Origin of the sequence: Bacillus sp. FJAT-27251, from assembly GCF_001273925.1 — a bacterium.
Classification (GTDB): domain Bacteria; phylum Bacillota; class Bacilli; order Bacillales; family Cytobacillaceae; genus Mesobacillus_B.
Genome location: NZ_LIGG01000001.1, coordinates 51,121 through 61,899, shown reverse-complemented (window position 1 = coordinate 61,899; position 10,779 = coordinate 51,121). Strand labels below are relative to the sequence as shown.

Below are 10,779 nucleotides of genomic sequence, written 5' to 3'. Positions count from 1 at the left end.
CAATTGGTAGAGCAACTGACTTGTAATCAGTAGGTTGGGGGTTCAAGTCCTCTCGCCGGCACCAGATTTCTTGCATCGCGGATTTAACATCTGCGGAAATCTGCGAGAAGAACCGTTAGGTTATTTGAGCATGTAGCTGCTTCAGTGGAAACATGCGAGAAAGCCCGTGAGGGACTTCGAGCAGAAGAACTTGGTAAAAAAGTATATCATTATTTCCGAGCCATTAGCTCAGTCGGTAGAGCATCTGACTTTTAATCAGAGGGTCGAAGGTTCGAGTCCTTCATGGCTCACCATTTTTATATTGCGGGTGTGGCGGAATTGGCAGACGCACCAGACTTAGGATCTGGCGCCGCGAGGCGTGGGGGTTCGACTCCCTTCACCCGCACCATATTTGCGGAAGTAGTTCAGTGGTAGAATACAACCTTGCCAAGGTTGGGGTCGCGGGTTCGAATCCCGTCTTCCGCTCCAAAATATGCCGGGGTGGCGGAACTGGCAGACGCACAGGACTTAAAATCCTGCGGTAGGTGACTACCGTACCGGTTCGATTCCGGTCCTCGGCACCATATAGCTAAACAATATGCGCCCGTAGCTCAATTGGATAGAGCGTCTGACTACGGATCAGAAGGTTATGGGTTCGACTCCTTTCGGGCGCGCCATATTTATCGGGAAGTAGCTCAGCTTGGTAGAGCACTTGGTTTGGGACCAAGGGGTCGCAGGTTCGAATCCTGTCTTCCCGACCATCATTTTGGGGCCTTAGCTCAGCTGGGAGAGCGCCTGCTTTGCACGCAGGAGGTCAGCGGTTCGATCCCGCTAGGCTCCACCATATTTTTTTCATGGCAGAACCATTTGGCGGTGTAGCTCAGCTGGCTAGAGCGTACGGTTCATACCCGTAAGGTCGGGGGTTCGATCCCCTCCGCCGCTACCATTTACATTATATCGTTGGGACCTTTAGCTCAGCTGGTTAGAGCAACGAGCAATGCTTCCCCGAAACGACTTCGAGTTGTACCCATCGAGCTGCTTCCTGAATAAGCTTTCTGAGATGGGGACAGACATGTGCAGAAAAGAATAGTTTTTCTAAAATCATGACTATGGACCTTTAGCTCAGCTGGTTAGAGCAGACGGCTCATAACCGTCCGGTCGTAGGTTCGAGTCCTACAAGGTCCACCATACCATTTAATCTGGAGGAATACCCAAGTCCGGCTGAAGGGATCGGTCTTGAAAACCGACAGGCGGGTCAAACCGCGCAGGGGTTCGAATCCCCTTTCCTCCTCCATTTCTATTTTCATCTAATTATTATTATCGCGGGGTGGAGCAACGAGCGTTACTTCACTGAATAAACTGCGAGTTGTACCGGTTGAACAGCTGCTTGAATAAGCTTTCTGAAACCGGGACAGTCAGTGCACACGTAGTGCATGGACAACACTTTTTCACTAATATTATTGTCGCGGGGTGGAGCAGTCCGGTAGCTCGTCGGGCTCATAACCCGAAGGTCGCAGGTTCAAATCCTGCCCCCGCAATCTGGTCCCGTGGTGTAGCGGTTAACATGCCTGCCTGTCACGCAGGAGATCGCGGGTTCGATTCCCGTCGGGACCGCCATTTAGTTTTGGCTCAGTAGCTCAGTCGGCAGAGCAGGTTGCTAACCTCTCCGAGACAGCTTCTGCGGCAACCTGCGAGGAAGACCGGAGGTCTTTCGAGCAAAGGAATTAGGCATTATCAAGTTATAGTATAAAAGTTTTATTTGGCTCAGTAGCTCAGTCGGTAGAGCAAAGGACTGAAAATCCTTGTGTCGGCGGTTCGATTCCGTCCTGAGCCACCATTTTCTCAAGCCTGGGCGCTAATGAAAAAGGAAATATGGCGGCTGTGGCGAAGTGGTTAACGCATCGGATTGTGGCTCCGACACTCGTGGGTTCGATTCCCATCAGTCGCCCCATTAATTCTTAAGCTGTGCGGGTGTAGTTTAGTGGTAAAACCTCAGCCTTCCAAGCTGATGATGAGGGTTCGATTCCCTTCACCCGCTCCAATTTCGATAAGCTGGATGATAGACAATATGGGCCTATAGCTCAGCTGGTTAGAGCGCACGCCTGATAAGCGTGAGGTCGATGGTTCGAGTCCATTTAGGCCCACCATTCCGCAGTAGCTCAGTGGTAGAGCATTCGGCTGTTAACCGAACGGTCGTAGGTTCGAATCCTACCTGCGGAGCCATATATGGGGAAGTACTCAAGTGGCTGAAGAGGCGCCCCTGCTAAGGGTGTAGGTCGGGCAACCGGCGCGAGGGTTCAAATCCCTCCTTCTCCGCCATTGGGCCCCTTGGTCAAGCGGTTAAGACACCGCCCTTTCACGGCGGTAACACGGGTTCGAATCCCGTAGGGGTCATAAAGAAAAGTTGCAGACATCATGTCTGCAGCTTTTTTTTTGCGTTCGGAATCCAATGTTTGTTTATGTTTACATCTTGTCCAATCAGGGTAATATTCCGTAATTGCTTTCTGCAAATAAACTAGGGGCCGGTTTCAAGGCGCTCTCCAAAAAGAAAAGATTAGGACTTCAAATGTTTCAGGTTTTAAGGAAAATTCCTTCTTGTGAATAAATTGTTGGAAATTTTTTTCGCTTTGTCGAATTTTATAAATGCCATTGATAAGCCAATGAAAGCGCTGCAAGGAGAAAAATGTCTGATGATGTCGAAAGATTTAAAATTATTTTGCAAGGGTTTTATGATACAAAAGAGAATAGTAGTTCAGAAAGCTGACTGTGAAGGAAGGTGAAGTTGGATGGTATCACATCCTACAGATTATCAGCTGCACTTATTCCATGAAGGCTCATTGTACAGGAGCTATGAGCTGTTTGGTGCACAAGTCATAAAAAGTGGAGAAGAATCATATACTCGATTTTGTGTCTGGGCACCGGCTGCGAAAGAGGTAAGGCTTGCTGGTGATTTTAATGGCTGGAATGGAGAAGGCTATGAGTTTCAGCGGATAAACTCAGAAGGTGTATGGATGCTTCTGATAGAAAACGACTTGACGGGCTCCTTGTATAAGTATGAAATTATTGGCTCCGATGGCGTTGTGAAATTAAAGGCTGATCCTTATGCATTTTATTCAGAGGTAAGGCCGAATACTGCATCTATTGTTTATTCCCTTGATGGTTACCAATGGAACGACCAGAATTGGCTCCGAAAAAGGGAAAAAACACAGGCTCTTGACGAACCAATGGCGATTTATGAAGTTCATTTGGGTTCATGGAAATTGGCCTCCGATGGATCTCTGCTCAACTACCGGGAACTAGCTGACGAATTGATCCCCTATATTCTATCCCACGGTTATACCCATATCGAAGTGCTGCCTCTAACTGAGCATCCGCTCGACATTTCTTGGGGATATCAGGCAACTGGTTACTATTCGGCAACAAGCCGTTTTGGGAACCCTCATGACTTTATGTATTTTGTGGACCAATGTCACCAAAATGGAATTGGGGTCATACTCGATTGGGTGCCCGGACATTTTTGCAAAGATGAGCATGGTCTGTATTGCTTTGATGGAAGCTATGCCTTTGATTACATAAATCCCAAGGACCGGGAAAATCTTGTTTGGGGAACAGCCAATTTTGATCTTGGCAAGACGGAAGTCCAAAGCTTCCTTATTTCATGTGCGTTATTCTGGCTAGATAAATACCATATAGATGGTTTTCGGGTCGATGCAGTGGCGAACATTATTTATTGGCCCAATTCCGACCGGGAGCTTAATCCGTATGGAATTGAATTCCTGAAGAAGCTGAATGGAGCTGTCACGAGCCACTATCCAGGAACATTGATGATAGCCGAGGATTCCACCGATTTGCCAAACGTAACCAGGCCGCCTGAGGATGGAGGTCTTGGATTTACGTATAAATGGAATATGGGCTGGATGAACGACATGCTGAAATACATGGAAACCAGTCCCGAAGACAGGAAGTATCATCACAATAAAGTGACTTTTTCATTGCTATATGCTTTCTCCGAAGCGTTTGTCCTTCCATTTTCCCATGATGAAGTGGTACATGGAAAGAAGTCACTATTGGATAAAATGCCTGGGGATTACTGGCGGAAGTTTGCCCAGCTAAGGTTATTGCTGGGGTATATGACCGCCCATCCTGGAAAAAAACTTACTTTCATGGGTACGGAACTGGGCCAGTTTTCCGAATGGAAAGATAAAGAGCAACTCGATTGGCACCTGCTGGATTATGAAATGCATGACAAAATCAATGTGTTTGTCAAAGAATTGCTTAAAATTTATAAGCGTTCAAAGCCGCTGTATGAAGTGGATTTAAACTATGACGGATTTGAATGGATTGATGCCGACAATGCTGAACAGTCAATATTTTCGTTTATCCGTAAGGGACGGAAAGACGGGGACTTCCTTATAATCGTTTGCAATTTTACACCGGAAACCTATTCCGGGTACCGGATTGGGGTACCTCACGATGCAACATACAGGGAAATTTTAAACAGTGACGCACAAGTATTCGGCGGATCAGGAGTTACCAATAAAAAAATGATCAAGGCACAGGAAACAAATTTTCATGGCAGGCCTTATTCCATCGAAATGAATATATCTCCATTTGGAATTTCCATTTTGCGCCCAGTCAAAAAAAGAAAGGGGAAAGTAATCGATGCAAAAGAAAAAGCTCGTAGCGATGCTTCTGGCCGGAGGGCAGGGAAGCCGCTTAAGCACACTGACAAAAAACCTCGCTAAACCAGCTGTTCCTTTTGGAGGAAAATACAGAATCATCGATTTTCCGCTAAGCAACTGCACGAATTCAGGGATTTATACGGTCGGTGTGCTGACACAATACCAGCCGCTTATCCTGAATTCATATATCGGGATTGGCAGTGCCTGGGATCTTGACCGCAAGGGGGATGGCGTAACGGTGCTTCCGCCCTATGCGGAATCCAAAGAAGTAAAATGGTATACGGGAACAGCCAGTGCGATTTACCAAAATCTGAACTACCTTCACCAGTATAATCCGGAGCATGTCCTGATTTTGTCAGGTGACCATATTTATAAAATGAACTATGAATGGATGCTTGAACACCATATTGAAAAAGGGGCAGATATGACTATTTCTGTCATTGAAGTCCCGTGGCATGAAGCCAACCGCTTTGGAATACTGAACACGGATGAAGATTTGAGGGTTATCGAATTCGACGAAAAGCCTGCGGAGCCAAAGAGCAATCTTGCTTCGATGGGAATCTACATTTTCAAATGGAAAGTGCTTGAGGAATATTTGCTTAAGGACAATGATAATTMTGCGTCCAGCCATGATTTTGGTAAAGACATCCTGCCGCTGATGCTAAAGGAAGACAAGAATTTGTTCGCTTATCCATTTAAAGGCTATTGGAAGGACGTTGGAACTGTGCAGAGCCTGTGGGAGGCCAATATGGATCTGCTTGATGAGCATTGTGAACTGGACTTATTTGACCAAAGCTGGAGGATCTATTCGGTCAACCCCAACCAGCCGCCTCAATACATTTGCAAGGATGCCGTCCTGACTGAATCGCTAGTCAATGAGGGATGCACAATTGAGGGGTCCGTAACAAGAACAGTCGTGTTCCAGGGAGGAATGGTGAAAAAGGGAGCCGTCGTAAAAGAGGCGGTCATCATGCCGGATGCTGTAATCGGGCAAAACTGCTTCATTGAGAAAGCCATTATCTCACCAGGTATTCATATTCCGGACGGGTCGGTCATCCGTCCTAAGGAAGACGGCGAAATTCTGCTTGTTTCCGAGGAAACACTCGATGAAATGATCGCCAACTAACCTACTCATCAGGAGGGATAGAGTTGAATAAACATTTGCTGGGTGTAATAGATGCAACCACATATAGTGAAGATTTAATAGAATTAACAAGCCACCGCTCAGTCGCTGCCATTCCTTTTGGAGGCAGATATCGTCTCATTGACTTCGTTTTGTCCAATATGGTCAATTCAGGAATCCAAAGCGTGGCGATTTTTCCGAAATACCAATACCGTTCCTTAATGGACCATCTTGGTTCGGGGAAGAACTGGGATCTCAACAGGAAACGGGATGGATTATTTTTCTTCCCGTCGCCAATCCTTGACAAACCGGTCTCTGGCATTGGCTCCCTTGAACATTTTGCCGCGAATATCGACTTCTTCACCAGAAGTACGCAGGAATATGCTGTCATTGCCAATTCATACACGGTTTTCAATATGGATTTCTCGCCGCTTCTCGATTGGCATATCCAGTCAGAGTGTGATATTACCGAAGTCCGCAAGAATGGAGCATCACTGGGAATTTACCTTTTAAAGACTTCTTTGCTCATGGAGCTGATAGAAAGCCGCCAGGATACAGGCTATTTGAGCATGAAGGATGTTGCAACAGACATAAATAGTCCATATAGGCTTTGCTATTATAATTACGAGGACTATGCTGTGATGGTGAATTCTGTACAGAATTATTATTCGGCCAGCATGGACTTGCTGAATCCGGATATTTGGAGTAAGTTGTTTCTGAAAGAGCGTCCTATCCTGACTAAAGTAAAGGATGAGCCTCCAACGAGGTATTCAAGGGATTCCGTTGTTAAAAACGCCATGATTGCCAATGGAGCTGATATCCAGGGGACAGTCGAAAACAGCATTATTGCCCGCGGAGTAAAAATAGCGAAAGGGGCAATTGTGAGGAACAGTATTGTCATGCAAAAATCCCAAATCGGGGAAAACTGTGTCCTTGACCATGTAATCCTTGATAAGGATGTCAAAGTCAGCAATGGGTGCACCATTACAGGAACGGATAAGGCGCCTAACATCCTTCGCAAAGGATCCAAGCAGGGAGCGTGGATGAAATCTTGAAAGTATTATTTGCCGTTTCAGAGTGTGTCCCATTCATCAAATCAGGCGGACTTGCAGATGTAGCAGGTTCGCTTCCAAAGGAATTAAAGAAGCTTGGGACAGATGTCAGGGTGATCATGCCGAAATACCAATCCATCCCTGATGAATTTAAAAATCAAATGTTTAAGATTACCGATTTTACCGTACAGGTTGGCTGGCGCAGTCAATATTGCGGGATTGAAAAGCTTGTATACGAGGGTGTTACATACTATTTCGTGGACAATGAATATTATTTCAAACGCAGTCAGATGTACGGTGATTTTGATGAGGGTGAGAAATTCTCCTATTTTAACCGTGCTGTCCTTGACGCCATCAAAGAACTTGAATTTTATCCAGATGTGATTCATTGCCACGACTGGCATACCGGAATGATTCCTTTTCTGCTGAAAGAGCAGTATCAAAGCCAGGAAAACTATGAATCCATCCGGACCGTTTTTACCATTCATAATCTCCAGTTCCAGGGGATTTTCCCGAGGGAAATCCTTGGGGACCTTCTTGGCCTGGATCAGGAATACTTTAACCCGGACCAGCTCGAATTTCATGGAAATGTTTCGTTCATGAAGGCTGCCCTTATATCGGCGGATAAAATCACAACCGTCTCTCCGACCTATATGGAAGAAATCAAGACGGCCTATTTTGGGGAGAACCTTGATGGTGTCCTTCGTGCACGCAGCCATGATCTGTCGGGTGTATTGAACGGGATTGACAATGAACTTTATAATCCTGAAAATGACGCTGCGCTGGCTGCTTCTTATGGACCTCATGACCATAATGCCCGCATGATCAACAAGCTTGAAATCCAAAGGCAGTTCGGTCTGCCTCAGGATAAGGACGTTCCGCTGATTGCGATGGTAACAAGGCTTACAAAGCAAAAAGGGCTGGAATTGGTCAGGGGAGTTTTCCCGGAGATCATGGCTACTGGTGCACAGCTGATTGTCCTGGGGACAGGGGAACGCGAGTTTGAGTACTACTTCAGCCATATGGCAGCGACGTATTATGAACAATGCAGGGTTTTTATCGGCTTCAATGAAGACTTGGCCCACAGGATTTACGCAGGAGCAGACCTGTTCCTGATGCCTTCGAAATTCGAGCCGTGCGGGCTGAGCCAGCTGATTGCCCTGCGGTATGGAGCGGTTCCGATTGTGCGGGAAACGGGAGGGCTCAATGATACCGTGAAATCCTACAATGGCCTGGACAGTGATGGAAATGGTTTTACATTCACCAATTTCAACGCCCATGACATGCTTCACACCATAGAAAGATCGCTGGGCTTTTACAAGGACAAACAGGAGTGGAACAGCCTTGTAGCAAGGGTCATGCAGATGGATTTCAGCTGGGCCCGGTCTGCACAGATCTATTACGACCTGTATGACAATCTTTGTCCGAGGAGTGAAGTCCATGTTTTCGAATGCAACGGAGTTTAAGACGGCGTTTTTAAAAAAATTGGAGATGAGTTACGGGACAAGTTTTGCGGAAAGCACCAAACGGGAGCAGTATCAAACACTTGGCCAGATGATCCGGGAATATGGGAGCAGCGACTGGATTAAGACAAATGAAACCTACAGGACTTCGGGCAAAAAGCAAGTTTATTATTTATCGATTGAGTTTTTGCTTGGGCGGCTGCTTCGCCATAATCTGATGAACCTGGGAGTCGAAAAGGTAGTCAGCGAAGGATTACAGGAACTGGGAATCAGCCTTGATGACCTCGAAGAAATTGAAGCAGATGCAGCCCTCGGAAACGGGGGGCTTGGCAGGCTGGCTGCTTGTTTCCTTGATTCGCTGGCCTCCCTCAGCCTTCCCGGGCATGGATACGGCATCCGTTACAAGCATGGCTTATTTGAGCAAAAGATTGTTGACGGCTATCAGGTGGAATTGCCGGAACAATGGCTTCGTCATGGCCATGTTTGGGAAATCAGGAAAGGCGATGATGCGGTCGAAATCCCTTTTTGGGGGCATATTGAAAGCTACAATGACAATGGAAGACTTGTTTTTCGCCACTTGAATGCAGAAACAGTAGCTGCTGTTCCCTACGACCTTCCAGTCTTCGGCTATCAAACAGGGACGGTCAATACGCTCCGGCTCTGGAGTGCGGAACCGTCGCGCTACACGGGCAGTGTGGATATCCTCAAATACAAGAAGGAAACAGAAGCCATTTCGGAACTGCTGTATCCGGATGATACCCATGATGAAGGGAAAATATTGCGCCTGAAGCAGCAGTATATGCTTGTGGCTGCGAGCCTCCAGTCGATCGTCCGCTCCTATAAAAAGCAAAACCGGAGCCTGCTCGATTTTCATCAGCATGTCAGCATTCATATCAATGATACGCATCCTGCCATTGCAGTGCCCGAATTAATGAGGATTTTGATGGATGAAGAAGGCCTCGGCTGGGAGGAGGCCTGGAATATCTCCGTCCATACATTGTCCTATACGAACCATACAACCCTTTCAGAAGCCCTTGAAAGGTGGCCAGTACGAATCTTCCAACCGTTGCTGCCGCGCATATTCATGATCATTGAAGAAATCAATGAACGTTTTTGCCAGCAGCTGTGGGAGCGGTATCCGGGTGATTGGGGACGGATTGAAGGAATGGCGATTATCGCCCAGGATGAAGTGCGCATGGCGCCCCTGGCGATTGTCGGCAGCCACAGCATCAACGGAGTAGCCAAGCTTCATACCGACATCCTGAAGGAAAGGGAGATGAACAACTACTACCAGGTGTTTCCCGAGCGCTTCAATAATAAGACAAACGGGATCACCCACCGGCGCTGGCTCCTGAAGTCCAATCCGGCTCTTGCCAATTTGATCACGGAGTCCATTGGTCCCGACTGGGTGAACGATACCCTTAAGCTGGAGGAATTGCTGAAGCATCAAAGTGATCCTTCTTTTCTTGAAAAACTGGCAGGCATCAAAAAAGCCAATAAAGAGAAGCTGGCACAAATCATCGAGGCAAAGACAGGGATAACGGTTGACACATCATCGATTTTCGATGTCCAGGTCAAGCGGCTGCACGCCTATAAACGCCAGTTATTGAATGTCCTCCATATCATGTACCTGTACAATCGCCTAAAGGAAGATCCTGCGTATGACCTATATCCGCGGACCTTCATTTTCGGGGCAAAGGCCTCTCCGGGCTATTACTTTGCCAAAAAAGTAATCAAGCTTATTACTACGGTAGCAGACAAGGTGAATAACGATCCTGCAGTCAATGACAAATTGAAGGTCGTATTCCTTGAAAATTACCGGGTCTCGCTGGCAGAAGATATTTTCCCGGCAGCCGATATCTCTGAACAAATTTCAACTGCCAGCAAGGAAGCTTCCGGGACAGGAAATATGAAATTCATGATGAACGGCGCCCTTACCCTGGGTACGCTCGATGGAGCCAATGTGGAAATTACAGAGCTGGTCGGTCAGGAGAATATTTTCCTGTTTGGTCTTAAGGCCGAAGAGGTGCTGGATTTCCAGAGGAACGGCGGTTATCACTCACAGGAATACTACCATTATGACGAGCGGATCCGCCAGGTGACCGATCAGCTTGTCAATGGGTTTTTCCCGGATACAGAAGGTGAATTTACAGCTATCCGCGAGTCTCTTCTCGATCACAATGACCAATACTTTGTGCTCCGTGACTTTGCTGCCTACATCGATATCCAGGAAAAGGTTGGCGAGGAATACCGGAACAGGCAGGCTTGGCTGCAAAAAAGCCTTGTGAATATCGCCAAATCGGGATTCTTTTCAAGCGACCGCACAATCAGGGAATACGCATCAGACATTTGGAATATTCATCCCGTAGAGATCAAGTAAGCGGGATGGCGTTCCCTCTATATGAATGAAAGTTTAAAAGACGGTCCAGGCACAAATGCCCGGACCGTTTTCTATTGCCGGATAGCTTTGTCGTTTTTTC

Annotated in this window: 5 protein-coding genes and 19 tRNA genes; all 24 read left to right on the top strand. The window is 46.9% G+C overall.

Annotation, left to right across the window (positions count from 1 at the left end; all coding sequences use genetic code 11):
• The first annotated feature begins 217 nt into the window (after positions 1–217).
• The 24 genes from ADU22_RS00385 (at position 218) to ADU22_RS00265 (ending at position 10,679) form a co-directional block, all read left to right on the top strand.
• A tRNA-Lys gene (locus tag ADU22_RS00385) sits at positions 218–293 on the top strand.
• A 10-nt stretch (positions 294–303) separates the two neighbouring features.
• Positions 304–388 (top strand) — tRNA-Leu (locus tag ADU22_RS00380).
• Between the two features lie 5 nt (positions 389–393).
• Positions 394–468: transfer RNA gene (locus ADU22_RS00375), tRNA-Gly, on the top strand.
• 6 nt (positions 469–474) lie between these two features.
• A tRNA-Leu gene (locus tag ADU22_RS00370) sits at positions 475–563 on the top strand.
• A gap of 16 nt (positions 564–579) precedes the next feature.
• Positions 580–656, top strand: a tRNA-Arg gene (locus ADU22_RS00365).
• Between the two features lie 7 nt (positions 657–663).
• A tRNA-Pro gene (locus ADU22_RS00360) sits at positions 664–740 on the top strand.
• A gap of 7 nt (positions 741–747) precedes the next feature.
• Positions 748–823, top strand: a tRNA-Ala gene (locus tag ADU22_RS00355).
• Positions 824–848: 25 nt separating this feature from the next.
• Positions 849–925, top strand: a tRNA-Met gene (locus ADU22_RS00350).
• 165 nt (positions 926–1,090) lie between these two features.
• A tRNA-Ile gene (locus ADU22_RS00345) sits at positions 1,091–1,167 on the top strand.
• 13 nt (positions 1,168–1,180) lie between these two features.
• A tRNA-Ser gene (locus tag ADU22_RS00340) sits at positions 1,181–1,273 on the top strand.
• A gap of 170 nt (positions 1,274–1,443) precedes the next feature.
• Positions 1,444–1,517 (top strand) — tRNA-Met (locus ADU22_RS00335).
• Between the two features lie 3 nt (positions 1,518–1,520).
• Positions 1,521–1,596, top strand: a tRNA-Asp gene (locus tag ADU22_RS00330).
• Between the two features lie 144 nt (positions 1,597–1,740).
• A tRNA-Phe gene (locus tag ADU22_RS00325) sits at positions 1,741–1,816 on the top strand.
• A gap of 38 nt (positions 1,817–1,854) precedes the next feature.
• Positions 1,855–1,930: transfer RNA gene (locus ADU22_RS00320), tRNA-His, on the top strand.
• A 16-nt stretch (positions 1,931–1,946) separates the two neighbouring features.
• A tRNA-Gly gene (locus ADU22_RS00315) sits at positions 1,947–2,020 on the top strand.
• 29 nt (positions 2,021–2,049) lie between these two features.
• Positions 2,050–2,126: transfer RNA gene (locus ADU22_RS00310), tRNA-Ile, on the top strand.
• Between the two features lies 1 nt (position 2,127).
• Positions 2,128–2,202 (top strand) — tRNA-Asn (locus tag ADU22_RS00305).
• Between the two features lie 5 nt (positions 2,203–2,207).
• Positions 2,208–2,298: transfer RNA gene (locus ADU22_RS00300), tRNA-Ser, on the top strand.
• Positions 2,299–2,301: 3 nt separating this feature from the next.
• A tRNA-Glu gene (locus tag ADU22_RS00295) sits at positions 2,302–2,373 on the top strand.
• Positions 2,374–2,765: 392 nt separating this feature from the next.
• A complete protein-coding gene (glgB, locus tag ADU22_RS00285) occupies positions 2,766–4,724 on the top strand; it encodes a 1,4-alpha-glucan branching enzyme (RefSeq protein ID WP_053360379.1) in 1,959 nt (652 codons plus the stop codon).
• Positions 4,642–5,787, top strand: a complete 1,146-nt coding sequence (locus tag ADU22_RS00280; RefSeq protein WP_053360378.1) for a glucose-1-phosphate adenylyltransferase — start codon at positions 4,642–4,644, stop codon at positions 5,785–5,787. Before glgB ends, ADU22_RS00280 begins: the two co-directional genes overlap by 83 nt.
• 23 nt (positions 5,788–5,810) lie before the next feature.
• The gene (locus tag ADU22_RS00275) at positions 5,811–6,839 is read left to right on the top strand and encodes a GlgC family sugar phosphate nucleotidyltransferase (protein ID WP_053360377.1); all 1,029 of its coding nucleotides are present in this window, start codon (positions 5,811–5,813) and stop codon (positions 6,837–6,839) included.
• Positions 6,836–8,302, top strand: coding sequence for a glycogen synthase GlgA (glgA, locus tag ADU22_RS00270; RefSeq protein WP_053364403.1), 1,467 nt, complete (start codon positions 6,836–6,838; stop codon positions 8,300–8,302). Before ADU22_RS00275 ends, glgA begins: the two co-directional genes overlap by 4 nt.
• A complete protein-coding gene (locus tag ADU22_RS00265) occupies positions 8,277–10,679 on the top strand; it encodes a glycogen/starch/alpha-glucan phosphorylase (protein WP_053360376.1) in 2,403 nt (800 codons plus the stop codon). Before glgA ends, ADU22_RS00265 begins: the two co-directional genes overlap by 26 nt.
• The last annotated feature ends 100 nt before the right edge of the window (positions 10,680–10,779 follow it).

Bases quoted from the DNA above. Each gene is read 5' to 3' on its own strand.
- glgB (WP_053360379.1), top strand. From the start codon at position 2,766: ATGGTATCACATCCTACAGATTATCAGCTGCACTTATTCCATGAAGGC.
- ADU22_RS00265 (WP_053360376.1), top strand. From the start codon at position 8,277: ATGTTTTCGAATGCAACGGAGTTTAAGACGGCGTTTTTAAAAAAATTG.